The organism is Prosthecobacter sp., assembly GCF_044373815.1.
Lineage (GTDB): Bacteria > Verrucomicrobiota > Verrucomicrobiia > Verrucomicrobiales > Verrucomicrobiaceae > Prosthecobacter.
In genome coordinates this window covers 1-24,837 of the sequence record NZ_JBIPNG010000044.1, presented here as the reverse complement: position 1 = coordinate 24,837, position 24,837 = coordinate 1, and the positions used below count along the sequence as shown (strand labels likewise).

Annotated in this window: 23 protein-coding genes and 1 pseudogene; 8 read left to right on the top strand and 16 right to left on the bottom strand. The window is 58.1% G+C overall.

Annotation, left to right across the window (positions count from 1 at the left end):
• The 4 genes from ACIREA_RS06155 to folD all read right to left on the bottom strand — a co-directional run.
• Positions 1-1,437, bottom strand: a 1,437-nt coding sequence (locus tag ACIREA_RS06155) for a DUF1549 domain-containing protein (protein ID WP_397381384.1), incomplete at its 3' end; no start/stop codon positions are given.
• Between the two features lie 117 nt (positions 1,438-1,554).
• Positions 1,555-3,042 carry an arylsulfatase gene (locus tag ACIREA_RS06150; RefSeq protein ID WP_397381383.1) on the bottom strand — a complete coding sequence of 496 codons (1,488 nt, stop codon included), beginning with the start codon at positions 3,040-3,042 and terminating at the stop codon, positions 1,555-1,557.
• 19 nt (positions 3,043-3,061) lie between these two features.
• Positions 3,062-4,597 (bottom strand): S10 family peptidase, encoded by a 1,536-nt coding sequence (locus ACIREA_RS06145; RefSeq protein WP_397381382.1) that lies wholly within the window; start codon positions 4,595-4,597, stop codon positions 3,062-3,064.
• A gap of 86 nt (positions 4,598-4,683) precedes the next feature.
• Positions 4,684-5,556: a bifunctional methylenetetrahydrofolate dehydrogenase/methenyltetrahydrofolate cyclohydrolase FolD gene (folD, locus tag ACIREA_RS06140; RefSeq protein ID WP_397381381.1), complete on the bottom strand. Its 873-nt coding sequence runs from the start codon at positions 5,554-5,556 to the stop codon at positions 4,684-4,686.
• A gap of 282 nt (positions 5,557-5,838) precedes the next feature.
• Here folD and ACIREA_RS06135 point away from each other — a divergent pair, with 282 nt between their 5' ends.
• The gene (locus ACIREA_RS06135) at positions 5,839-6,429 is read left to right on the top strand and encodes an RNA polymerase sigma factor (protein WP_397381380.1); all 591 of its coding nucleotides are present in this window, start codon (positions 5,839-5,841) and stop codon (positions 6,427-6,429) included.
• A 291-nt stretch (positions 6,430-6,720) separates the two neighbouring features.
• Positions 6,721-7,149, top strand: coding sequence for a hypothetical protein (locus ACIREA_RS06130; protein ID WP_397381379.1), 429 nt, complete (start codon positions 6,721-6,723; stop codon positions 7,147-7,149).
• A gap of 52 nt (positions 7,150-7,201) precedes the next feature.
• On the opposite strand, the gene ACIREA_RS06125 is transcribed toward ACIREA_RS06130, so the two are convergent.
• Complete coding sequence (locus ACIREA_RS06125) at positions 7,202-7,411, bottom strand: hypothetical protein (protein WP_397381378.1); 210 nt, start codon at positions 7,409-7,411, stop codon at positions 7,202-7,204.
• On the bottom strand, positions 7,408-7,659 hold the full coding sequence (locus ACIREA_RS06120; protein WP_300195140.1) for a hypothetical protein: 252 nt from the start codon (positions 7,657-7,659) through the stop codon (positions 7,408-7,410). The genes ACIREA_RS06125 and ACIREA_RS06120 overlap by 4 nt, the downstream gene beginning before the upstream one ends.
• A gap of 180 nt (positions 7,660-7,839) precedes the next feature.
• On the opposite strand from ACIREA_RS06120, the gene ACIREA_RS06115 reads away from it, so the two are divergent.
• Positions 7,840-8,538, top strand: coding sequence for a DUF1080 domain-containing protein (locus ACIREA_RS06115; RefSeq protein ID WP_397381377.1), 699 nt, complete (start codon positions 7,840-7,842; stop codon positions 8,536-8,538).
• Here the strand turns inward: ACIREA_RS06115 and ACIREA_RS06110 are convergent.
• Together ACIREA_RS06110 and ACIREA_RS06105 are read right to left on the bottom strand one after the other, a co-directional pair.
• Positions 8,493-9,122: a hypothetical protein gene (locus ACIREA_RS06110; protein WP_397381376.1), complete on the bottom strand. Its 630-nt coding sequence runs from the start codon at positions 9,120-9,122 to the stop codon at positions 8,493-8,495. The genes ACIREA_RS06115 and ACIREA_RS06110 overlap by 46 nt on opposite strands.
• Complete coding sequence (locus ACIREA_RS06105) at positions 9,122-10,234, bottom strand: hypothetical protein (protein ID WP_397381375.1); 1,113 nt, start codon at positions 10,232-10,234, stop codon at positions 9,122-9,124. The genes ACIREA_RS06110 and ACIREA_RS06105 overlap by 1 nt, the downstream gene beginning before the upstream one ends.
• 119 nt (positions 10,235-10,353) lie before the next feature.
• Here ACIREA_RS06105 and ACIREA_RS06100 point away from each other — a divergent pair, with 119 nt between their 5' ends.
• Positions 10,354-12,588, top strand: coding sequence for a redoxin domain-containing protein (locus tag ACIREA_RS06100; RefSeq protein ID WP_397381374.1), 2,235 nt, complete (start codon positions 10,354-10,356; stop codon positions 12,586-12,588).
• A gap of 3 nt (positions 12,589-12,591) precedes the next feature.
• Here the strand turns inward: ACIREA_RS06100 and ACIREA_RS06095 are convergent, their stop codons facing one another.
• The 4 genes from ACIREA_RS06095 to ACIREA_RS06080 form a co-directional block, all read right to left on the bottom strand.
• Complete coding sequence (locus ACIREA_RS06095; RefSeq protein ID WP_397381373.1) at positions 12,592-13,512, bottom strand: hypothetical protein; 921 nt, start codon at positions 13,510-13,512, stop codon at positions 12,592-12,594.
• 18 nt (positions 13,513-13,530) lie between these two features.
• Positions 13,531-13,869, bottom strand: a complete 339-nt coding sequence (locus ACIREA_RS06090; protein WP_397381372.1) for a hypothetical protein — start codon at positions 13,867-13,869, stop codon at positions 13,531-13,533.
• A 608-nt stretch (positions 13,870-14,477) separates the two neighbouring features.
• Complete coding sequence (locus tag ACIREA_RS06085) at positions 14,478-15,089, bottom strand: hypothetical protein (RefSeq protein ID WP_397381371.1); 612 nt, start codon at positions 15,087-15,089, stop codon at positions 14,478-14,480.
• 18 nt (positions 15,090-15,107) lie between these two features.
• On the bottom strand, positions 15,108-15,440 hold the full coding sequence (locus ACIREA_RS06080) for a hypothetical protein (protein ID WP_397381370.1): 333 nt from the start codon (positions 15,438-15,440) through the stop codon (positions 15,108-15,110).
• A gap of 109 nt (positions 15,441-15,549) precedes the next feature.
• Here ACIREA_RS06080 and ACIREA_RS06075 point away from each other — a divergent pair, with 109 nt between their 5' ends.
• Together ACIREA_RS06075 and ACIREA_RS06070 are read left to right on the top strand one after the other, a co-directional pair.
• The gene (locus tag ACIREA_RS06075) at positions 15,550-16,359 is read left to right on the top strand and encodes a ParA family protein (RefSeq protein WP_397381369.1); all 810 of its coding nucleotides are present in this window, start codon (positions 15,550-15,552) and stop codon (positions 16,357-16,359) included.
• A 136-nt stretch (positions 16,360-16,495) separates the two neighbouring features.
• Positions 16,496-17,257: a hypothetical protein gene (locus ACIREA_RS06070; RefSeq protein ID WP_397381368.1), complete on the top strand. Its 762-nt coding sequence runs from the start codon at positions 16,496-16,498 to the stop codon at positions 17,255-17,257.
• A gap of 27 nt (positions 17,258-17,284) precedes the next feature.
• On the opposite strand, the gene ACIREA_RS06065 is transcribed toward ACIREA_RS06070, so the two are convergent.
• Complete coding sequence (locus tag ACIREA_RS06065; protein WP_397381367.1) at positions 17,285-19,876, bottom strand: protein kinase; 2,592 nt, start codon at positions 19,874-19,876, stop codon at positions 17,285-17,287.
• A gap of 188 nt (positions 19,877-20,064) precedes the next feature.
• Between ACIREA_RS06065 and ACIREA_RS06060 the strand changes: the two genes are divergently transcribed.
• Complete coding sequence (locus ACIREA_RS06060) at positions 20,065-20,541, top strand: low molecular weight protein arginine phosphatase (RefSeq protein WP_397381366.1); 477 nt, start codon at positions 20,065-20,067, stop codon at positions 20,539-20,541.
• Complete coding sequence (rpiB, locus tag ACIREA_RS06055; RefSeq protein WP_397381365.1) at positions 20,538-22,295, top strand: ribose 5-phosphate isomerase B; 1,758 nt, start codon at positions 20,538-20,540, stop codon at positions 22,293-22,295. Before ACIREA_RS06060 ends, rpiB begins: the two co-directional genes overlap by 4 nt.
• Here the strand turns inward: rpiB and ACIREA_RS06050 are convergent, their stop codons facing one another.
• The 3 genes and pseudogenes from ACIREA_RS06050 to ACIREA_RS06040 all read right to left on the bottom strand — a co-directional run.
• A complete protein-coding gene (locus tag ACIREA_RS06050; RefSeq protein ID WP_397381364.1) occupies positions 22,296-23,183 on the bottom strand; it encodes a S1 RNA-binding domain-containing protein in 888 nt (295 codons plus the stop codon).
• Positions 23,184-23,222: 39 nt separating this feature from the next.
• Positions 23,223-24,446 carry a PQQ-binding-like beta-propeller repeat protein gene (locus tag ACIREA_RS06045; RefSeq protein WP_397381363.1) on the bottom strand — a complete coding sequence of 408 codons (1,224 nt, stop codon included), beginning with the start codon at positions 24,444-24,446 and terminating at the stop codon, positions 23,223-23,225.
• Positions 24,447-24,463: 17 nt separating this feature from the next.
• Positions 24,464-24,837, bottom strand: a pseudogene (locus ACIREA_RS06040) (tRNA (adenosine(37)-N6)-threonylcarbamoyltransferase complex transferase subunit TsaD); the annotation flags it as partial.

Genomic DNA, 24,837 nt, shown 5'->3' with positions numbered 1-24,837 from the left:
GGTGTTGTAGATGATGCGCATGAAGCTCTTGATGTCGAACTTCACCCGTTTCATTTCTTCAGCCAGATGGACGAGCAGCTCAGGATTCACGGACTGCTTGGGGTCATCAATGTTGGTCACAGGCTCGCTGATGCCCTGGCCGAAAGCGCGCTTCCACATGCGGTTGGCGATCGCCATGGCGAAGCGGGGATTGCTGGGGTCTGTGGCCCATTTGGCGAACGCCGGACGAAGTTCTTCGGCGGACTTCATCTTCTGCTTGTAGGCAGGAAGATTTTTGTCTTCTTTGCTCCAGGTGATGAACTTGGGTTCCACCGGATCATTGGGCTTGGCATCTGGATACTTGTAGTCATGCGGCAGCTTCATGGTGTTGGAGTCCATGTCTCCGACGATGTAGCGGTTGGCTCCCATGTAGTTCTGGATGCCATTGCGGATGCGTTTGATGTCCTGGCCGCTCTGGGTGACCATTTCTTCAATCTTGGGCATCAGGTCTCTCATGGCGTTCATGGCCATGCCGGGGCTTTCTTTGCCCTTGCCTTTGCCGTAAGCGCGCATCGTTGTGGTGGTGGCTCCGAAGAAGGAGGCCATCTCATAGAACTGGTGCTGAGTCCAGTCGGAGAACGGGTGGTCATGGCACTGGGCGCAGGCCACGTCGGTGCCCAGAAACACTGCGAGCGTGTTGGCCAGATTGTCCAGCGGCATGCCTGCGTCACGGAGGAGATAACCAGCGGCACCATCCTGCCACATTTTTCCCTTCGCTGTGAGCATCTCAAACACCATCTTGTCCCATGAGGTGTTTTTCTCGATCTCGTGCTGCATCCAGTTGATGTAGGGAACGCCGCGCAGGTTGTCCTGTTCGAGGCGGTCTTTCACACGCAGCATTTCCGCGAAATAGTTGAACGTGTTGCTGTTGTAACCGGGGCTGTCGAGCAGCATGTCGATCAGTTTGGCACGCTTGTTCGGATTGCTGTCCGAAACGAACTGATTGGTTTCCGTGTAATTCGGAATGCGACCCACGATGTCGAGATAAACGCGACGCACGAACTGCTCGTCGCTGGCCAGCGGATTGAATCCGGTGATCGGCTTTTTGCCAGCAGTCTTGGCACGCTCAGGATTGGCACGTACAAGGCCATTGGCCACGAGACGGTCAACGGAGGCGGATGCCTGAGCAACCGTGGCGTTTGCCAGCATCACGGGCTGGTCCGAAGGCTTCATGCTTTTTGCCAGCGCCTGGTCTTCCGGAGACAATCTGGTCAGCGCGAACTTGTGGGTGGCGCCGTCTGCGGTTTTCAGAATGATGTCCTCACCATCGAGTCCGATGAATGAGGCAGTGACTTGGCGGCCCGAGGTGTCCGTCCAAGTGCGAATTTCCGCAAAGGCGGAAGACGCAACAAGTGCGGAAACAAGCAGGCTGCTGAGCAGTTTCGTGGTTTGTTTCATGGTGGTGTGGAATGAAGGGAATGGAATTCCAATGGCTCGAACGTGCCGAAGGGGCCTCCAATTAGGCTAATTAGCTGTTTTTTTGCAGTTTCGGCAAGCTTGGACGTGGGAAAGGACCTATTTACCCGGCCCCAAACGGGCCTTTTCCAGCGCGGACGCCATGGCTTTGACCCGATCTTGCTGTGTTTTGGCTAAGTTTTGGCTTTCCCCAATGTCCTGGGACAAGTCATAGAGCTGAGGGCCGGGGGCATTCCCTGTCTCGCTGTTGGTATTCTTGTTCTTGGCTGTTCCAGGACTGGCGGGGATGAATTTCCAGTCCCCATCCCGCAGGCTGGTGGGACCGCCCTGCTCGACCAGTTGTGTCCGTCCGGTAGTGTCCGTCCCCAGAAGGGCAGGCAGGATATTTTGGCTGTCCACGGCGGCGGCTGGAGCTGGCTGGCCAGTCAAAGCGGCGAAACTGGCGGGAAAATCGACCTGGCAGACCAGAGCAGAACTCACGCCCGCTTTCACCTTTGCGGGCCAGCGAACGATGAAAGGCACCCGGGTGCCCCCCTCGAACGCGCTGTATTTTCCACCCCGCAGGGGGCCGGCTGGCTTGTGATCGCCGAGCTTTTCGACCGCCTCGTCCTGATATCCGTCATCCACCACGGGGCCATTGTCGCTGCTGAGCAGGACAAGGGTGTTGTCTTTCAAGCCGAGTTTGTCGAGCGCGGCCAGGATCGTACCAACGCTGTCGTCGAACTGCAAAATGGCATCTCCACGCGGTCCCATTCCGCTTTTGCCGGCAAAGCGCGGATGGGGGACGCGCGGCACGTGAGGATCATGCGCTGCAAAGTACAGAAAGAAGGGGGCACCCTTGCTGGCCTCGATGAACTTGACCGCCTGGCTGGTAAAAGTGTCCGCCATGTCCTCATCCTTCCAAAGGGCCGATTTCCCTCCCTTCATATAGCCAATGCGGCTGATGCCATTGATCAGGGCCATGTCATGCCCATGGCTGGGGTGCATCTTGAGCAGTTCGGGATTGGCCTTGCCCGTTTGTTCCCCGGGAAAGGGCTGCTTGTAGCTCACCTGGATCGGGTCAGCCGGATCAAGTCCCACGATTTGATGATCCTTCACAAACACACAGGGCACACGGTCGCCTGTGGCGGCCATGATGAAGCAGTGGTCGAAGCCGATCTCGAGGGGGCCCGGTTGGATCGCGCCATTCCAGTCCAAAGCGCCGTCACCCAGCCCCAGATGCCATTTCCCGACCACCCCGGTCTGGTAGCCTGCACCTTTGAAAACAGAGGCCAGAGTCGCCCGGCCCGGTGGGATGATCATCTTGGCATCCCCCGGCAAAATGCCTGTGCCCTTTTGCCGGAAGGCGTATTCGCCTGTCAGCATCGCGAATCGTGAGGGCGTACAGGTCGCCGCCGAACAATGTCCGTCCGTGAAGCGCAGTCCTTCGGCCGCCAGCTTGTCGATGTGTGGGGTCGAAATGGTCTTTGCGCCGTAGCAGGACATATCTCCATAGCCGAGGTCATCTGCATACAGCAGCACCACATTGGGTTTGTCCGCGGCCATAGTCGCGGAAACCAGGATCAGAGCGATCCAGCAGCTTTTCATGGATAAGTGGGGCAGAGGGTTACTTCAGGGCCTTGGCGATGAATGCGGCGATGTCCGCATGCATTTTCTCCATGTCCGGGCGGTTCGTGTACATCATGTGGCCGGACTCATATTCGGCGAATTCGATGTTCCCGCGCAGTTCGTCCGGCAAGTGCATATGGCGCACGCTCAGCAGCATGTTGTCAGGAGGTGTTACCAGATCTCGCCAGCCCACCAGAGCCAGCACCTTGAGATGAGGATTTTGTTTGATCGCTTCCGCCAGCTGGCCGCTCACGCTCGTGTAGCTGTTGCCCTTGCCGTGGTTCCAGTTCGGCTGCGGCGCCAGCACTTCATAAGGCAGGTCTTTTTCATACTTCAGTTCCTCGCGCAAATAGGCGTTCATCGAAGCCGCAGCGATGCTGCCCACCACGCGCATGAAAGGCTCGATCTGCGGATGATTTTCCGACTCATCGCCATCCCGTCCCGTCACTCGTGCATCATAGGCGCCGAGCACCAGCTTTTCTTTGCGCAGCAGCCGCTCACGAAACACCCCGCTGTCGATCCGCAGTTCCTGCTCCTCGATCAGCTTTGGTTCCAGGCCAGTCAACCGGGCCAGTTTTTTCACCACAGCCTCACGCTCTGCGGCTGTCAGGTCGCTTCCCTTGAGCAGGGCCGAGGCGTATTCGCCGAAGGCAAACGCCCGCGATTCCGCCACTGCTTTCTTGAAATCTGCCTGCAAATCTGCTGGCAGCTTCTTGTGGTAATGCGCAGTCGCGGTCATCGCTGGCAGTCCCACCAGGTAAGGTGTTTCATTCAGCGGTCCGGGGATCAGCGTCGCGTAATCGAGCAGTCCGGACACGATCACGATGCCGTTCAAGTACATGCGGTGCCGCTGCTGCAGATGCTCCGCCAGTCCGCCGCCGCGAATGCCGCCGTAGCTTTCCCCTGCAATGAATTTCGGCGACCTCCAGCGTTCCTCACGCGTGACCCACAAGCGCATGAACTCACCCACGCTGGCAATGTCCTCCTGCACGCCGAGAAACTCGCTGAGATTCTTCGGATCTTCGGCACGGCTGAAGCCGGTGTTCACCGGGTCGATGAACACCAGATCTGTCACATCCAGCAATGAGAACTCATTGTTCACCAGTCCGCCCGGCGGCAGCGGGGGCGTCAGTCCATCCGCTGGTAAATCCACACGCTTCGGTCCGAAGGCTCCCAGATGCAGCCACACTGAGCTGCTGCCGGGTCCGCCATTGAAGCAGAACGTCACGGGCCTTGTGGCCGCGTCCTTCACATCCTTCATGGTGTAGGCCGTGTAGAAGACCTGAGCCGAAGGTTTGCCATCTGGCTTCAAGATGGGCAGGGTGCCTGCCTTGGCTTCATAGGCGATTTCTTTGCCACCGATGGTCACCTTTCCACTTGTCACCACCGGCTTGTCTGCCTCGGGCTTCTTGCCTTCTTTTTTCTCATCCGCTTTGCCTTCCTTTTTCTCCGCAGGTGGTGCTTCAGGTTTGGCGGGCTTGTCTTCTTCAGCGGCAAGGCAAACGGGCATCGCAAGGGCCAGTACGGAAGTCAAAAGGGTCGGTCGGATACGCATGGTGACCGGAAGCATGGCATGCGCGCCACGCCTTGAGAATCAAAATCCTCATGAAACCAACGCGATCACGCCTGCTTGCAGGCCTTGATCGTGTTCGCCATGAGCATGGCGATGGTCATCGGACCGACGCCGCCGGGGACGGGAGTGATCGCATGGCATTTTGGCGCGACTTCATCGTAGGCGACATCGCCGACAAGTTTGTAGCCTTTTTCGGTGGTGGGATCGTCCACGCGGTTGATGCCCACGTCGATCACGACTGCACCTTCTTTAACATGCTCGGCCTTGATGAAATGGGGGCGTCCAATCGCGGCGATAATGATGTCCGCCGTGCGGGTGATCGCGGCGAGATCACGTGTGCGGGAATGCGTGACGGTCACGGTGGCGTCGCCACCTTTGCCCTTGGCCATGAGCAGCAGCGCCATGGGCTTGCCCACGATCATGCTGCGGCCCACCACGACGGCATGAGCGCCGCTGGTTTCGATGCCTGCTTCGATCAGTAGCCTCTGGCAGCCCAGCGGGGTGCAGGGAACAAAGCCGGTGGGATCTTCCAGCGCGAGCTTCGCGACGTTGACTGGATGGAAGCCATCCACATCCTTCGCCGGATCAATCGCCCGTACGATAGCGGCCTCGTCGATGTGCTTGGGCGGCGGGCTTTGCACCAGAATGCCATGGATCGCCGGATCGTTGTTCAAGGCGTGCACATGGGCCAGCAGCTCATCCTGCGTCGTGGTGGCTGGGAGTTCGAGTTTGACGGAGTGCAGGCCCAGATCGCGGCACTTTTTATCTTTGGAGCGGACGTAGGCCCGAGACGCCGGATCATCACCCACGAGGACGACCGCGAGGCCCGGCTTGCGACCCAGCGTGGCCAGTTCGGCGATTTCGCGACGGCATTCTTCGAGGACTTTTTCGGCGACGGCGGTTCCGGAGATGATCTGCATGTTTTCTGGTCATGCAGACGTGGCGGCGAGTCAACAGCCGACGCCAAAAACCGTGGGGCGGCTTTTTCTGTAACCACCCGTCCCCTTGCGGCATTCGGCTCTCTGTGCGGCGCCCACGCCGCGATCCATCCAAACCAAACCGCAACGTGAAAATCACTCTCACTCTCCTATGAAAATACTGCCATCGGAGCAGAAAAAGCGCCTCGAATAGCCCCCGGACGAGATGTCTGGGAGCCCGCCTCGTTGCCATTCTCCGTTTTGGAATTACCTGCGTTACCTGCTGTGACCGTCCCCGTTCAACCCCAAAGCCCCGTGGATGATGACCTCGTCCTGGTTCAGGCGGCGCAGGCGGGAGATATCGATGCCTTTGATCAAATCATCACTCGCCATCAGTCCACCATGACCGCCATGCTCCATCGCTTTGCTGCCAACCGTGCCGATCTTGAGGACATGGTGCAGGAGACGTTTGTGCGTGCATGGCGCGCATTGCCACAGTGGCGGCCGGACAAACCCTTTTTGCACTGGCTCAAACGGATCGCGGCCAACATCGGTCTCGAATTCTGCCGCAAGCATCAGCGCTCACCCTTTTCACGCCTCGTTCAGCCGACTGATGACTCGCATCCGCTCGATCACATCGCGAGCGAGGCTGATGCCACCAGTGCCCGCGACGATCTCGCCAGCGCGCAGTTCATTCTTTCCCACCTCCCGCCGGATGACCGTGCACTGCTCACGCTGATGCATCTCGAACAAATGCCGCTGCATGACATCGCCGCGCATTTCGGCTGGAGCAAAGTCAACGCCAAGGTGAAAGCCTTTCGCGCTAGGCAGCGACTTAAAACCATTCTCACACGTCATGGATATACCCTCTCGTAAACCCGCCTCCTGGGACCAGCTCATACACCACGCCCGATCGGTTCCTGCGCCAGCAGACATGGATCTGCGTGCAGCCATTCGTGCTGAAATCACCTCGTCCCAGGTGTCGCCACAATCGGCGTCTCTATTTGACGACGTTCTCAGTCTGTTTCGTTCCAGATGGCTGCAGACCAGTTTTGCATGTCTCGCGGTTGCAGCCGTTCTAGCTTGCCTCGAGAGCCTTGATGTCATGAATCAAATTGCCTGGATCTGGCAGCTTCATGGCCCCGTGTTCGCAGGCATTTGATCTCCATGAACACTCCATCCAACACTTCGTCACGCTGGAAAGCGGTCCTTCTTCTGCTGCTGGTCTTTGCCCTCGGGGCAGGTTGCGGCATCGGAGGAGGACTCCTGGTCCTGCGTCGAATCGTTCAGCATGCCATCGCGCATCCAGATGAGTCACACGCTCCGGTTGACCGGGTTGTCGGCAAGATCGAATCCCTGATGGTGGCGGAGCTTGATCTCACGGATTCCGAGCGCAGCGTGGTGCATGCGGAGCTGCTGCAAGCCGCCACAGAATTCAAGGCATTGCGCCGCGAAGTCTGGCAGAAAGCCGGCGTGAGCGTGGCGGGTTCTCTTGATCGTATTTGCCAGCATCTCCCTGCTGAAAAGCAGGCGATCCTGCGCAAAAAAGCCGCCGAACGGCTGGGTCCCTGGGGCCTGCTCAGTGGCAAGCCGTAACTCTATTGGCGTTACTTCAGCATCATCCTGCCGCGCCTTGGCGGCTTCCACCTCAGGCTGCAGCCAGCAGTTTCTGTTTGCCACCTTCAGCCAGGAGAGCGGCGAGTTCAGGCATGTAGCGGGTGATCTCGTGCGAGAGCATCGAGAGCCGGGTTTCGGATTTCCAGCTGCCTTTCTTGCTGCGGTCCATGTCGGTCATTTCGACTTCAACAAGGGTGGAGAAGACAGTGGAGTCAGCCTGAGGATCGTGTTGCAGTGTCATGATGATAGTGAAGGTTGATCCGGCGTCAAAAGAACGAGTTGGCCGTCCTTGAGAGTCCATTTGCGTCTGTCCAAAGCACCCGTGTTCAACATGGCATCAATCCCATTGCTCAACAGCATCCTCGCCGCCTCGGCGGGGCTGCTGCCAAACGTGCCCTTCAAGGTCATGTCTTCGAGGTACTGCTTGATCTGCGGTGTGATCGCGATCGTCAGTGACAATGAGTCGAAGGTGTTTGAGGGGCGTGCCATCCAATAATAACCGGGTAATAACCCCATTTTAATTCCAACTTGACCCGATGGTCAAGGTTGGCTTCCATTAATTTGGGGTTTTAACCCCATAAAAACCCCGGTTTTATTTAAGGTTTATTAAGCATCTGGCAGTTAGCGATGGAAACCGGCCACGAACTGCGTTCAAAACCGCCCAATCCTATGAAACGATTCCTCCGTATCTCTCTCCCTGCCGCCCTGCTTGGGGCAGCCCTTCTCAGTCTGAACGCCCAAACCAAGGAAGAAGGTGGCTGGCAGAACTGGTTTGCCGATGGTTCACTGCAAGGCGGCCAGATCATCAGCGGCAAAGCCACCTACAAGGTCGAAAACGGGGTGCTCACCGGCACCACCACTGAGGGCAGCCCAAACACCTTCCTCGCCATCGGCCCGTTTAATGATTTCGAACTCGAGTTCGAGGTGAATGTGGATGATGCGCTGAATTCAGGCGTGCAGGTGCGCAGCCACATCGCCAAAGAAGGCGATCCAGTGCCTGAGGGCGCCAAAGGCAAGCTCCCAGCCGGACGCCTCTACGGACCGCAGTGTGAGATCGCCATCAACGGCACCGCTGGAGACTTTTATGACGAGGCACGTCGCGGTACCTGGTGGAGCATTCTGACGAAAACGGACGCAGTGCGGACGGATGCCGCGAAAGCAGCCTTCAAAAAAGGCGAATGGAACCACTACCGCATCGTGGTGAAAGGGGATCATTACCAGAGCTTCGTCAACGGAGTGCCTGCCGCCGACTTCACTCAGCCCAATGACCCCGAAGGCTACATCGGCTTTCAAGTGCACGGCATCAAGGGCGGCACGGGCCCCTACAGCGTGCGCTGGCGCAATGTGAAGTTCCGCGAAACGAAATAAATTCCAACCAAAACCAGGCCGCTTCCTCCTGCGGCCGCCATCCAGCTACGCCACCAAGGTGTTTGCTGGATGGGAATGGGGCGGGAACGATCTCCCGCCAGCAGGAGCATCCATTTAGGTGGCGCGTCAGGATGCGTCGCATCGTGTGTCCAAAGCAGCACGTCGTGAAGTTTGCCCTTGGGCATTTCAAAAACGATCTCCGGCTCGGTGCTGCGCCACCGCCAAGCTGAAGTGATCAAGGCATGAGCCTCGCCTTCGGTGCCGGAGGGCAGGTAGGCGGCAGGGGCGTAGTCCGCCCAGTTGTGATGCTGCGAGATGGTTGCCGTGGCCAGAGTGGCAAGCGGAACCAGAGTTTCGTGCTTTCGCAGGCGCACCGGATCAGCCAGCGCATCCAGCGCGGCAGATTCATCCATGATGAGCGGGTTGCTGCCGTAGTCGGCTGTGACCTCCACTAGTACCTCAGAATCCGGCAGGAGGGTGAGCTTGGCGCTCAAAAACTCTGCTCCATGCCCCAAAGCACACAGGGGGGCCAGAACGGCTCCCCCTGCGGCGAGAATGAGGATGGATCGCGCGAGGCGCATCATTACTTCTTCACGTTCCACTTCAAGACACGGCCCCACTTGTTCCACTCGGTTTCGAGGATGTTGCCGTCATTGTCGAAGGTGATGCCATGCGGGCTGGTCACGACACCCTGCTTCCAGTCCTTGGGGGCAATGCCGGGGGTGTTGGTCATCTGCGGGCTGGTGCCGAGATCGGCCACACGCTTGTTGGCCTTGTCCCAGACGCTGACGTTGCCGGCGATTTCGGCCACGCACATCAGATCCCCGTGAAAGCTGGCGGAGCTGGGGTTGCGCATTTCGGTGGCGATTTCGCCGATGAAATTGCCTGCGAGGTCGGTGTGCAGCATGCGCTTGTGGCCGCGGTCACAGATCATGACACGGGCGGGGTCAAAGCGCGTGTCGATGAAGATCTTGTGGGCGTTTGCCAGCGCGAGGGGCTTGTCAGGGCCGCCGAAAACGCTCTTGAACTTGCCATCAGCGCTGAACACGAAGATGAAGCTGCGGCCGTAACCGTCGACGACGTAAATGTCGCCGTTGGGAGCCACGTCGCAGTTGGTGAGCTTGAGTCCACCGGCTGCAGCGACGCCTTTTTCCTTGGCGATTTTCTTCTCGGTGCCGTCAGCGAGCTTCAGGGTGATCTCCGTTTTGGTATCTGCGATCTTCAGGCCCGATGCGATGGGTGTCTTCTTTTTGGGGTCGACCTCGTCGGTTTTGGTGACACTCACAAAATCACGCTGCTCAGCCGGGAAAGCGCTGGTGGGGATCTCCATCACGATGCTGCCATCCAGGTTGCATTTGATGACCTTCTGCTCGCCGAGCACGGCGGCGTAGATATGCTCGCCACCGCCAAGCTTGCGAATCACAAAGCCATGCAGGGAAGGGGGGAGTGGGAGTGTTTTGATGAATTTGCCATCCTTGCCATACACCTGCAGGCCTGCCAGGGCGGGGTCTTTGTCCTGCACGCTCACGTAGATGTTGCCGGCGGAATCCACGGCGATTTCGCCGTGGCCATCGCCGATGGTTTCTTTGCCGGGAGGCGGGGTGATGAAGTTCGGGACGAATTCATAGGCCACTTCGGCAGCAGCGGTGCTGGCGAGGGCCATGACGGACAGGAGGGAGAGGATGCGGTTGCTCATCAGGTGGATTCAAACGGAACGCAGGGGCAGCGTCAATCGTACAACAGTGATTTTGCTGGATGATCCTGTCATACGGCAGGAAACTTCAGGTCACACAGCGTGTTCCCATGCATCTTCCCATGAAAAAAGTTCTCTTCATTCTGCTCGGCAGCGCAGCGCTGGCGATCTCCGTCGCCGGTCTGCGTGCGCAGGCGCAGCTCACTGAGTTCGACGAAAAATTCAAAGCGTTCGACCAGAATAGCGACGGCATCATCAGCGGGAGTGAAATGAATGGCGCGAACTTCCTGCCCCGGCTGGACTTGAACAAGGATGGCAAACTGACGCATGACGAAGCGCTCGAAGCAGTCCAGAAAATGCGCAAGCTCTCGGGCAATCTGCCCGCTGGGGTTGGTGATGAGCCAACCCCCATCCTCTTTAAGCGCATGGACAAGAACAGCGACGGCAAACTGACCGCTGAAGAATTGCCGAACAAGAAATGGTTCAACGGCCTCGATACGGACAAAGACGGCTCGGTGACGCTGGAAGAGGCGGAGAAGGTGATCGCTACTTTGCGCAAGCGCGGCAGCACGGGAAGCGCGACCACTGAGAGCCCTATCAAACCCGCCTCCGAGGATCCTTCCTTCAAGGAAGCGGCCGAATTACTCAAGGGCGGCGATCACGGGGTGGGGCGCATGGTTGCCGATCTCGCTTTGAAGACCTTGCAGGGAAGTGAAATCAAACTGAGCAGCGCCGCAGGAAAGAACGGCCTTGTGATTGCACTGTTCAGCGCGAGCTGCCCGATCAGTGGCAAGCTGGCGCCCGAGACCGCCCGGCTGGAAGCGTCACTGAAGGAACAAGGTGTGGGCATGCTGCTGGTGAACGCTCCGCCGGGACAGAAAGCCGAGGAAATTGCGAAGTTCATCGCAGACCACAAGCTGGTCTCCCCGGTCGCCACAGATGTGGATGGCAAACTTGCTCAGCAACTCGCGGCGACGACCACGACAGAGGTGTTCCTGCTCGACGCTGCACGCACGCTCGTTTACCGCGGTGCGCTGAATGATCAGTATGGCCTCGGCTACTCAAAGGACATGCCACAGCATCATTACCTGCGCGATGCGGTGGCTGCGATGCTGCGTGGCGAGCCGACAGAACTGGTCGCGACCAGTGCGCCGGGCTGCGCGCTGGACCTGCCATCGCAGCAGGGCGTCGCCAGTACGCCCGTGACTTATCACCGCGACATCTCACGCATCATGGAAGCGAACTGCGTGGAGTGCCATCACAAGGGCGGCGTTGGGCCGTTCGCACTGGATTCGTATGAGGCGGTGATCGAGCACGCCGGAATGATCCGCAAGCAGGTGGAGCGCGGAGCCATGCCGCCGTGGTTCGCCGCTCCGCTTGAAGGGCGTACTCACTCGCCTTGGCTCAATGACCGCTCTTTATCCGAACGTGATCGTTCGGATTTGCTGGCATGGCTGAGTGCGGACCGTGCCAATGGCGACATTGCTGACGCGCCCAAGCCTCGCGTTTTCCCTAGCGAATGGAGCATTGGCAAGCCGGATGCGATCATCGCTGGAGCGAAGCCGATTGCCATCAAGGCCGAAGGCACTATGCCCTACCAGCACGTGACTGTGGCCACCGAATTTTCTGAAGATCGCTGGGTGCGCGGTTATGAGATTCTTCCCAGCGCCCGCGAGGTGGTCCATCACGTTATTGTCAGCGTGCATGAAAAAGGCAGCAAGGTGCGCGGTGGTGGTGATGAAGGCGCCGAAGGCTACTGGGCGGCCTATGTTCCCGGCAATACGAAGCAGATTTACCCCGAGGGCTTCGCCCGCAAGCTGCCCGCCGGTGCGACGGTGAGTTTCCAGATTCACTACACGCCGAACGGCAAGGCGGTGGAAGACACGATCCGAATGGGACTGCTGTTTTCCGAGACACCGCCAAAATATGTCGTTCACACCACCGGCCTGTCCAATGCGCGCCTCAGCATCCCCCCGGGAGAGGCCAATCATGTGGAAGTGGCCCAGCGAACGCTGCCCGTGGACGTCAATGTGATGGCCTGGATGGCCCACATGCACGTGCGTGGCAAGGCCTTCAAATTCGAGGTCACTCTGCCCGGTGGCAAGACCGAGACGCTGCTGGACATCCCCAAATACGACTTCAACTGGCAGCTCCGCTACGACTACGCCATGCCGCATTTTCTTCCTCGCGGCAGCAAGGTGAAGATCACCGCCGTGTTTGACAACAGCTCCGGCAATCCGGCCAACCCTGATCCCACTAAAACCGTGCGCTGGGGGCAGCAAACCTTCGATGAGATGATGATCGGCTACATGGAGCACTACACGCCCCTGAATCTGGAGGTAGCGAGCGGAGATTAGGCGTCAGTTGCCTCTAATCGCATACTCGAGCTCGACATTGAGCTTTCCACGTTCTTCACGCAGAGCGGCCACCTGGCGTTCCAGCACAGCTGCTTGGGCTAAATTTTCATTCGCATTTTCGGTGTGCCGGGTAGAAGGCTGCCCACGAGCCTTGGCGCTCGTTGCTAGTGATTGATGATTTAACGCAGCCTGTCGAAATTTCTCCTGCGCTTTGTCATAGGTTGTAATGCGCGAATCCAGCTCAGCCATCCGCAACTTGATTTGCTTTACCTTGGAGTCATCAATGGTGGTTTTGGTATTTGGTTTGTCGGAAGGCGTCTCGGGAGTGGGTGGCAGTTTGTTTTCATTGTCCTTGTCAGGCTTTTGTATAAGAGCTGTTTGGGCTTTCTGAATCATGGGGACAAGCGCATTCGGCCCCAAATCATATTGTTCCTTCAGATTATCAGGAAGCAGCTCCGCTGGAATTGTGCCGATGCCGTCGGCATGGATCAAGGAAATGCCCTGGTCTTCCACTTTACGCATTTTGACGTTACGCAGAGCCTTGCCGTTGGATAAAGTGATTTCCGCCACTTCCGTACCCTGTGCATTGTTGCGGGTTTTATCCACGGCAGTTTTCATGGATTCGAGGGCTAAATTCAAGTCTTTCTCAGCTTTAGCAAAACGCTGGTCCAAGATGTCTTTTGCCTTGAGGAGAGTCGCGTTTTTGTCAGCCTCTGTCTGGAGTTTTCCAACAATTCCCGCATTTTCATCCCAAGCTTTATTCCTAAGAATTACCTGTTCGCGCATGTCCATGAGCTTGGATTTGCTGTCCTGTAGCGCTAAATTGGCTTCATCCACTGAACTCAGGTAGTGGGAGCCGTAACCTAATGAAATAAGGATGCCGACAATGAACAGCAAAACCCAGATTTTTGATTCTTCAAACATGGTGACCGATAGTTAAATTTAGTACAGGTATTTGGCTTTGTAGGTATCCAAACGGGTATGGATTTCACGCAGGGCAGCCTCGCCCTCGGCGCACTTTTTGCTCATGTATGCCAGCTCCCCCTCCAATTCCGTATTTTTTTTCAACACATCTTCATAGTGTCGATCAAAGGTCTTTCCGTACGAGAAGGGAGATGCTCGAAGCGTTTCGAATTTGGCATCAATAGCACGCATTTCTTCATTGGTGCGTAGAATTTCTGCTTCGATGTTCGCACGTTCAGTGATCAGCACACGAGGCTGGTCGCAAGAACTTGCTAAAATAATGGCTGCTAGGCTGGTTAAAATAAGGGGGCGGTTCATTTAGGCAATGTTGTGTGGCTGCTAAGAAAGACGGATTCCCTAGCTAAAAATACATGTAGAAATAATGTTTGCATGTGAAAGTTCCCACGAACATTCACTCTCTGTGCGCAGCCAATACGGCATATTGGTTATAGGAGGTGGTGGATAGAAGAATGTTTATACAATCATGCATGATTGGAAATTGCGTTGACGGTCCTTTTCAAGCTGGGCCACGTCACGACCGTGTCGTGATAAAGGGCTGCTGAAATCTGTAGTCAAGAGGAGTATGATAACCAGCTTGGCTCAAGTGACAAAGCGGCAACATACGCCATAAGGCATGACCTCACGGTCTTCAGGAGCTTGAATGAAGGAGTTTCCCCGAGCGAGAGGCTGACGCTAACCAAATATTACGCACCTACGATGGGTGAGTAAGAGCAGCCTTGATGGGCGGTGCCTATGAGGGAGAGGCAGCTTCGCTCAACCGTGGGCTGCGACGGCATAAAGTGCGTGCGTATATCCGCAGCCCAGAGCAGGGAACAGGTATCTGGAGATGCGGGAGGTGTGCAATGGAGGATGGTTGCCTCCAGGCGATGTCAATACCGAGCATTCCGCTTTGATCGGTAAAAATGCTACAAGCCCTTGGTTCTGCCCGAGGTGCCTGATTTGGATGACGCCGGTGGACTTAGTTCATCTTTCAGGCGTTGCAGGCTCCTATGGATGGACTTTGTCCCGAGGTCATACTTCTGGACAAACTCCATCGGCAGGTCATTTGTTTTTACATGGAGGCTGGCCACCCCATCTTCGTGCAGAAAGGAGATCGCATCGTCGGTGATCTTGAGGATTTTCGCATTGAGCAAGGCGGGACGTTCCGCCAGCCTGAGTTCCGAGATCTCGGTGCCGATGGCGGCTGAGCGGATTTTTTCCACGGCTGCCGCCATGGAATCTGCCATGTATTTGATTTCGCCGGTGAGTTTGCGCTCTTTGGTATCCAGAAGGTCGCGCTGCCGAATGACCTCCGTCATGCGTGCCTCCAGCTGATCCAGCTTGTCTTTGGCGGTTTTGATCTCAGTCCATTCCTGCCGGCGGAGATCCGCTGTCTCCCGGGCGGTGTCGGCCTGGGATTTCAATTCGGCAAGGTCCGCCTTGAGTTTGTCGAGTTTGGAAAGGTAGTCGCAGCCGCCGATGATGCAGGCGAACAAAAGCAGGGCCTTGAGAAAGGAGCTGAATCGAAATTCAAACACGGTGTTTTGTGGTGTGACTTACTTGGGTTGCGCTGCCTTGAATGCTTCAGCGGCGGGCTTGAGCATGGCGAACTCGGTTTCAATGGCCGACAGCTTGCGCTCCCTGGGGGCATTGACAAATTCCAGCGGACGCAGCTGATCCGCTTTGATCTGGGCTTGTTCGAGAAGACGCGTCAAACCCTCCTTGCCACCGAGTGCGGCGATGTCTTTATCGTACTGCTGGGTGGCTGCTTCGTCTTTTTTAAGTGTGGCCTCGAGTACGGCGATTTCACGCTTGAGCTCCGCATGGCGTTCACAAGAAAGGCTCGTCAAGCAGAGCACCAGACAACAAAAGCAAAGAGGCGGTTTCATGTGAGGGGGCAGGGATGATCCCCGCCGGCGGAGACCGGCTGGATTTAATCTTGAATGGTCTGCTGCGCAACTTCCTTGCCATTCGGCAAACCCATCCTAGCATCGACGTGTGATAGCGATTGCAACAGCGAGTCAGAAAGGCGGCGTGGGTAAAACCACGTTGTGCATCAACCTCGCCTACTCACTGGCGCGGCGCGGATGGCGCGTGCTGTTGATTGACACGGATCCGCAGGGCGGAGTGGGCTTGTCGCTGGCGAAGAGCACCAAGGCGCGTGAGGGCTTTCATGAGTTTCTCGTTCGCGGCGGAGATTTGAACAAGATGGTTGTGCCGACAAGGCTCCCAGAACTGGAGATTGTACCCGCCGGGCAGTATGACACTTGCGCAAGGCAGGGCTGGTCGGTGCATGAGGTTCCGGCTCGGCTGGCCGATTTGTTGCGGGGGGCCGAGCTGCGAGGTGTCGATGTCGTGCTGATGGACACAGCGGCCGGGATGAGCAGCACGACGGAAGCGGTGGTGAAAGCCTGTGATTTTGTGGTGCTGCCCCAGCAGGCCGAGCCGCTGGCGATCCGCAGTGTGCCGCATTTGCTGGAGACGCTGGCGCGTTTTCGTGCAGAGGGGGCTGGAGTGCGTGTGGCGGGCATTTTGCTGACGATGGTGATGCGAGAAAACGAGATGAGCCTGAAGGTTGCGCGGGAGCTGCGCGAAATGCTGCCTGCAAACCTGATGTTTCAGCAGAGCATTCCGCGCCTGTCCTCATTTCTCGAAGCGAGTGCTCTGGGAGTGCCTGTGGCGCTGACAAAGCGCAACCCGCCGCCCGAGGCACTGATTTTTGACCAGATTGCTGCCGAGCTGGAGCAGCGGATTGGATTGACCCACGAACGTGAAAGGGAGCATGGCCATGCAAGTCTCATGGATTGATGCCGAGCGGATCAAGGCACTGGTGGCGCAGATCGCACCTCAGGAGGCAGGCGCGGAGGAAACGTCAGGCTTCATTGAGATCGATACGACGCCTGAAGCCTCGCCGGGCAATGCAGCCGAGGCCTGGGGATTTGCCATGGACTGGCAGGAACCGTCCGTGAGAGCAGAGCCTGCTGTAGTAGAGGCTGAAACATTGGCTTACGAACCAGAGCCACCGCCAGTGATGGAAGATGAAACGGATGATGACGAGCACGGTCTGTCCATTCCCAACCCCGCTGCCGCGCTGCCCCTGAGTCGAATCCGTGACAAACTGCGTGCGATTCGCCAGCGTGCGACCGACGCGGGCATCCTCACCCGCATGAGCGAGAGTGTGCCAGTGGAGCCACCATCCAAGGAAAGAATCACAGTGTTTGCTCCTTTTCATGATGGAAGCGGTGACGCCGAGGAGGCCGAATTATGCAATGAAGAAGTCGCAGCTGATATGGTGGCGGATTTCACGGCCGCTCCTTCGCAGACAGCCGCCTTTAAAACCCCGCAAGGTTCGCGTGATGTGCGCCTGGCTGCATTTGCAAGCTGGGCGCGACAGGTGCTGCATGATGGGGGGGGACAGCTTCTTGTGATGAGTGATGACGGCGAAGTCCTGTGGGGTGGGGAGGCGAAAGCCGGGCTGGTGCTTTCCACCATGATGGCCTGTGGAGCGGCGATCCGTTCGAGCGCGATGTCGGCCTGTGAAACGCCTCCGGTGATTCACCAGCCGCTGGCATCCGGGAATGTGCTCACTGTGATCCCGTGTGAAACAGCTGCCGGCATGGTGCATGCCGCGGTGGCCGCTCCTGCTGGGCTGAGTCATGAACAGGCACACCTCATACGTGGCGCCCTGTGTGGTGTGATGAACTGATAGGAGCCGCCCGTTCAGGGAATCTGGCTACTTCTTGAACAGAACCAGTTCGTTGATGCCCCAGTAGTTGCTGGCCACGCCGAGCTGAGTGATGCGCACAAAACGTGCTTTCTGCGGTGTTTTGAAAACGATCTCGGTCACAACATTCCCATCTCCCTGGGCATCTGTTGGGTTCCACTGTGCGCCGTTGGACGACACTTCGACTTTGTACTTGCGCGGGTAGTCCTGATTGCTGGCCTGGCTGTCGAGGGCCAGTCCGGCAATGTTTTCCTCGGCGGGCAGTTCGACGGTGAACCACTCCCCGCCCTTCATGGGAACTCCCGTTGCCCAACGGGAGCCGGTGTTGTTGTCCACGGCCTTTGCGCAGTCTTCCTTTTTGAGGCTGGCGTTCAACTTCCATGCACTGCGCGGCTCGATCCAGGCAAGTTTCGTTCTCAACCGAGTGTTGAGAGGTGGGGGAGCTGCCGGCTGGAAGTACCAGTCACGCACCCGGCCGTCGATGAGCTGGGTCTGGTCGGGCTTCAAGATGATGGAGTAGACGAAGAATTCTGCCAGATATCCGCTGAACTGATCCTGTGGACTGACGCTTCCACCACTGCTGTCCTGACCACGTCCGATCAGCAGCCAGTTGAGTGCTTTGGAAGGAGCGGTGGACTTGCTGCCGGAAGAGGTGAAGGCCTTGCCATCGGCATCTCGTGCACGGAGCTCCACGAGGCCCGTGCTGGCATTCCAGCTCACAAAAGCGAGGCAGGCCAGCGTGCCGTTCACATCTTTGGAGATCAGCGTGGGGCTGCCACCTGCGTTTTTAACTTCTGCCACGAGGTTCTTCTTCTCGTCCACCAGCAGAGACACCGTGGTGCCGTCGTCATTGCCGAGGGTGAAAACACGCATGGGGAGCTTGGCAGCGTCGGCTTGAAAAGCGATGACGACGGTGAGTCCTTTATCGTTGGGGACTCCGACATCCTTGCTTCCGAAGGGCATGTTCTGTGTTTCAGAGCCTGTATCATCAAGCTCCAGGATGCAGGGCTTTCCATTGCGGGAATGGAAATCGAGCACGACCCGCCCTGGCTTCGGGGTGCCACCCTTGGCGGCTTCCGGCCAGTTGGTGCGCTTGGGCGCGTAGTCCGGACTCTTCTGATAGCTGCGCAAAATGTTGTCGCCACCCCTCTCAGAAAGGTCATGCCACTCGATGACCGGCTCGTTTGGGTTGGCTTGAGCGGGTTTGCCGTCGCCGCCTTTGCGGTTGGTCAGGTTGGCGGTGTTGCCCACATAAAAGAGTGAGATGCCACGGTCCACAGGAGGAAATGGTCGGTCCTGCGGTAGCTGGTAGCTGACCTTGGGCGGATTGGACGAGATGCCAATAGCGGACAGCGCTGAATTATTGGATGATGAAGCACCGGGCTTTTTGCCGAAGAAAAAGCAGCCGCCGATGCCCAGCAGGATGACGCCTCCGCCGATAATGGCGACTTGCTTGATCAGCTTCGCGTTTGTCTGAATGAACGAAGCCGAGGAGGATGAAGAAGACCGGACCGCCGATGGCGGGCGCTGCATCGCTGTCGTGTGCCCACTTCCAGGCCTGCGCGGCGCAGGGGCAAGCGGCGTCGTGAGCGCGGCGAGCTCAACAACAGGCTGCGCCTCGGGAATGACTTCCACGGCAACCGGCTCGGCATAGGCGGGCTGAGCTTCGGGTGGGGGGTAATAACCCGTCAGCGGCACCGTGCCTGTTCCCGGCGGCATATAAACGGGCGGCGGCGCGTACATGCCCATCCAGGGACCGTAGGGCACCATGGTGGGCATTTTTTCCCAGGCACGGAATTCTTCGATGGCCTGCTGCGCGTTGGCCGGGCGGTCATCAGGCTTTTGGGCCATGAGGCGTGCGCACCAAGCTCCCAGCCACTGCGGTACATGCGGGGCGATTTCATGCAGCGGCACCAGGATGTGGTCGATGTGCTTGTCGATAACCTCGGCCATCGAAGCCCCATCGAACGCCTTTCTGCCGGAGAGTGCCTCATAAAAGACACAGCCCAGAGAGTAGAGATCCGTACGTTCATCCACGGGCTCTCGCGTCAGCTGCTCGGGAGCCATGTAGTAAATGGATCCCATCACCGTGCCTTCCTGGTCCTCCGTCTGTTTGCGTGCGCGCAATCCTGCCCGTGCGAGACCGAAGTCGATGATCTTCGCCTGCATGCGACCGCCGGGAAGGCGCTCCACCTTGATGTTCTCCGGTTTGATGTCCCGATGCAGGATGTGGTGCTGGTGCGCAGCGAGCAGACCTTCAAGCGTCTGCGAGGCCAGTTCTTTGAAATCGTCGTAGGGCAGCGGGCCGCGGGCGACGACATCTGCGAGGTCTTCACCCTGCAGCAGTTCCATCACAATGAACAATCCTTCGTCATCGCTGGCCACGTCGAAGATGGTCACGATGTTCGGATTGCGCAGGGAGGCGAGTGCATCCGCCTCACGTCGCAGCTCGGAAGCGACACCTTTGTCTACGTCAGCTTCGTTGGCGGTCAGCAGTCGTTTGACGGCAACCCAGCGCTTCAACTGGCTGTCATAAGCGCGGAAGACGGCTCCAACGCCGCCCATGCCGAGCTTTTCATATATTTTGTATCGTTCCGCCATCCGATGTTAAGCGCTTGAAAATAAGAGGAACGGAAGCAAAGCCCATGAGCCTCCCCTTTGGCAAGCGGGATATTCCACGAAAATGCTTATGAGCACAAACTGCTCCGCCTTTGACAAAATGGAGGTGTCGCGACACACTGACCTCCCCCGTCTGCTCTGGCGGGATCGAACCAAACCCGCTCAGCATCTTGAAAAACGTTCTTTTTGTCTGCACTGGCAACACATGCCGCAGCCCGATGGCGGAAGCGCTTTTCCGTGATCTCGTCAAGGAACGCGCTGACTATCAGGTCTCCAGCGCAGGTGTGGCTGCGGCGCCCGGCATGCCTGCCAGCAAACACACGGCGGCTTTGCTGAAGGATCGCGGTCTCGATCTTGCCAGTTTTCAGAGCCGCATGCTCGATCAGAAGACCTTGGAACAGGCCACGCATGTTTTTGCCATGTCTTCGCATCACATGGCGGCCATCGCGGATGAATTTCCCGCGCAGGCTGACAAAGTTTACCTTGTCTCTGAATTTGCCGCCGAAGACGCCCTGCGCGGCAGGGACGTTTCTGACCCATTTGGACAGGGCCGCTCAGCTTATGAAGAGACGCTGCGCAGCCTGGAAAAAATACTTCCCAGCCTGCTTGCTTACATCGACCAGACCTGGAAGAAAAATGATGGATGACAGCAGCCATCGCCCACCCATCTTCGACCTTCACCCCAACGCGAAAAAAAATGACCAGCAATCCCAACGGCAGCCCTCCCCATAAACTCGCCATCGCCGCCGACCATGGCGGAGTGGAATTGAAAAATGCCGTCGTCGCACACCTGCAATCCGCCGGTTATGGCGTGGAGGATCTGGGGGTGAATTCACATGATTCCGTCGATTACCCTGATTACGCCGAAGTGGTCGCTGACAAGGTGTTGTCTGGCGAGGCTGATGCGGGCATTTTGGTGTGCACCACCGGCATCGGCATGTGCATCGCCGCGAACCGCCATGTGGGCATTCAGGCCTCGCTTGTCAGTGACGCCCAAACCGCCGCCATCACGCGCGAGCACAACAACTCCAACGTGCTGTGCCTCTCCGGCAAAAACACCCCGGAGGCCACCGCGAACGAGATCGTGGACACATGGCTGAAAACACCCTTTGCCGGTGGCCGCCATGGCCGCCGGGTGGACAAGATGAACGCACAGCCGCACCCGCTCGATATTTTGGAAGCGAATGATCCCGCCGTCGCTGACATCATTCGCGGCGAGCAGCACCGTCAGCAGGACCACATCGAACTCATTGCGAGTGAAAACTTCACCAGCAAGTCGGTCATGGCCGCCCAGGGCAGCTGCCTCACGAACAAGTATGCCGAAGGCTATCCCGGCAAACGCTGGTACGGCGGTTGCGAGGAAGTCGATAAAGTCGAGCAGCTTGCCATCGATCGCGCGTGCGAGTTGTTTGGCGCCAAATTCGCCAATGTGCAGCCGCACTCCGGTTCGCAGGCCAATGCTGCGGTCTATTTCAGCGTGCTTCAGCCCGGCGACAAGGTGCTGGGTATGAACCTCGCCCACGGTGGCCACCTTACACACGGTAATCCGGCCAACTTCTCCGGCCGCCTCTACAACTTCTGCCAGTACGGTGTGAATCAGGAAAGCGAACTCATCGACTACGACGAACTCGCCGAAGTGGCCCTGCGTGAGCAGCCCAAGATGATCACCGCCGGCGCCAGCGCCTACCCTCGCATCATCGATTTCAAAAAGATGAGCGAGATCGCCAAAAGCGTGGGTGCTTATCTGTTCGTGGACATGGCCCACATCGCTGGTCTCGTGGCTGGCGGCTCGCATCCTTCTCCCATGGAGTATGCGGACTTTGTCACCACCACCACGCACAAGAGCCTGCGTGGCCCGCGTGGCGGCATGATCCTCACCAATCGCGAGGACCTCTTCAAAAAGATTCAGAGCCAGGTCTTCCCGGGCGTGCAGGGCGGCCCCCTCATGCACGTCATCGCCGCCAAGGCCGTCTGCTTCGGCGAATGCCTCAAGCCCGGCTTCAAAGACTACACCGCCCAGGTTGTCAAAAACGCCCAGGCCCTTGCTGCGGCTCTCGCAGCGCTTGGTTACCGAATCGTCAGTGGTGGCACGGACAACCACCTCATGCTCGTCGATCTCCGCCCGAAAGGCCTCAATGGCAAGGTTGCCAGCGAGACTCTCGACAAGGCTGCAATTACCGTGAACAAAAACGGCATTCCCTTCGACACCGAGAAAATCACCCTCGGCGGCGGTATTCGTGTCGGCACTCCAGCCGTCACCACGCGTGGCATGAAGGAAGCTGAGATGAAACAGATCGCCGCCTGGATCGACCGTGCGCTGACGAACCGTGAGGACGAAGCCGCCCTGGCTCAAATCCGCAAGGAAGTCAGTGAGACGAACCAGCGTTTCCCGCTGCCTTGATCATTTGGCTTCCGGGCCAGAAGGCTTCCAGTCACCGTCTTTCGCTTCACGAACGTCCAGGATTTCAATGCCGGGATTCGTGAAGCGGATACGGCGCTGTTTGTAAAGCGAGCCGAGTGCCTGCTTGAACGCTTTTTTGCTGGCCTCAAAGTGGCTGCGAATGGCTTCGGGATGGCTGTCGTCGTCAAAGTCGAGCTTTCCGCCGTTGTTCTTGAGCGCTTCGAGAATGCGATCTGTCAGTGATGCGACGCGCTGATAGCCCGAGGCATCCAGGCTGAGGTCGATCTTTCCGCTGGGGTGAACGGCGCTGACGAAGCCGTTAATTCTTTGTCCGACTTGCAGCGGTGCACCGATGTTGGTGTGGTAGAGCAGTCCGACATGCGTTCCCGCAACAATGGCATTGTAGCCCAGCGGGGTGCGGGCGGTGATCAGCAAAGGCACAGGCTGCGCCGGTTTGAACGGCGGGCGCTCGCGGCTCAGGTGCCGGTTCAGGCGTGTGGTGGCGATGATGCGGTCCGTTTTCTCATCCAGCATGATGTAGGCCACGACCTTGTCTCCCACGTAAACCTGATCCGCCTGCTCACGAAACGGCAGCAGCAGATCTTTGAGCAGCCCCCAGTTCAAAAACGCACCGATGTTGCGGTTCACGCTCACGACTTCCAGCGTGGCAAACTCGCCCACCATGGCGAGCGGCACTTCCGTGGTAGCCACGAGGCGGTCCTCGGAATCACGATAGATGAAAACGTCCAAGGCTTCTCCGAGACTGGTGCCTTTAGGGATGTAACGGTTCGGCAGCAGAATCTCGCCATGATCACCCCCATCCAGATAAATGCCGTGCGGCGTACTGTGAAGGACGATGAGGGAGTTGCGTTTACCGATCTGAGCCATGCAGCGCAGACTAGACGCGCCTGCGGATCAATCCAGCGCCTACTTCACCTTCAGCACGACCAGTTTCTCCGCATCCCGGGCGTAAAGCTGGCCATTTGAGTAGGCGTCATGGCTGCGATGTCCCGCGCGGGTGATCTGGCTGCGTTGCAGGAGATTGAATTTCTTCGGGTCGGCACTGAAGATCCACAGTTCACCGGCTTCGCTGTGCAGGAGGATTTTGTCTCCCACCAGAATCAGGGTGCCGCCCTGAAGGCGATCCGGCGCTTCCCAGGCGATCTTGCCATCGGCCACGGAGATGCAGCGCAACGTCATGCCGCTCTCTTGCCTGCCGTGCAGGCCAAAGACATGTCCGGCGTGATATACCGGCGTGGTGTAGTGGCAGTCGAGTGTGTCGGCTTTTTTCCACACGTTGGTCAGTTTGCGTTCAGACTTGTTCCACTGCCACAGGCCAGCACCCACGTCATACGCGGCGGTAAAAAGCAGCCTGCCATCTCCGCACGGCACGGGGGCAGCCGCATTGACGGAGGCGTCGATCTGGGCGCGGAAGTAGTCATCCGCCAGCACCTTGCCGTCACTGGTTTGCGTCAGAAGGACACCGCGCCGCGTGAAGAAGGCGCTCACTCCCAGATCTCCGGGGATCAGCAGGGGGGAGGAATAACTCGCTTCATCTTCCGTGGCCTGCCAGACGAGTTTTCCCGTGGCAAGATCCAGCGCGATGATGCCCGCCCCGCCCTTGGCATTCTTGCCACCCACATTGAGCAGCACTTTGCCATCCGTGACGAGCGGTGAGCAGGCGCGGCCAAAGTACCCCTGCGGTGATTCGAGTTCGGCGACGGTGTCATAACTCCAGATCAGCTCGCCCGTCTTGAAATCGAGCGCCTGGACCATGCCTTCCGGTCCATGGGTGATGACTTTTCCTGCAGCGATGCACGGCACGGCACGGGGGCCGTTGTCGAAGCCAAAGCTGTCGCGGTAGGCGGTTGGACAGGCGTGTTTCCAAATGGATTTGCCGTCGGCAGCAGCGAGCGCCTCCGTGATGATCTCGCCGCCCTGACGATGGGTCATGATCACGCAGTTGTCGCTGACCACCGCTCCGGCATGACCGCTGCCCAGCATGCGCTTCCACACGATCTCGGGTTCAGTGCTGCCAACGATGGCGGTTTCGTCGGTGGCCGTGCAGTTACGCTGCGGGCCGAGATACTGCGGCCAGTCGCCTGCCTGGAGGCTGGTGAATGCGCAGAGAAGAAGAATGATCGGGCGCATGAAAAGGAAGAGAAGGATTAACTGACAAGAGAAAGATTGGGATCCACATCCGCCTCCAAGGGAGAGGTGTGACCAATGCTGAAACGTTGCGCAGCGGCGAAAGCAATCATGCTGGCATTGTCGGTGCAAAGATCCGGCCTTGCGAGCAGCAGTTGCAGGCCTGCTTTGGCGCAGCGCGCGGTGAGCGCCGAGCGCAGGCCTCGGTTGCAGCTGACCCCGCCGCTCACAGTGACGAGTGTCTCGCCGCATTGCTTGGCCGCGAGCACCAGTTTTTCTACCAGCACCTCGATGATCGCCGCCTGCACACTGGCACTGAGATCGGCCAGCACCTGTTCGCTATTCAGATCGACGCGCGGCAGTTCATACAGCACAGCGGTCTTCAAGCCGCTGA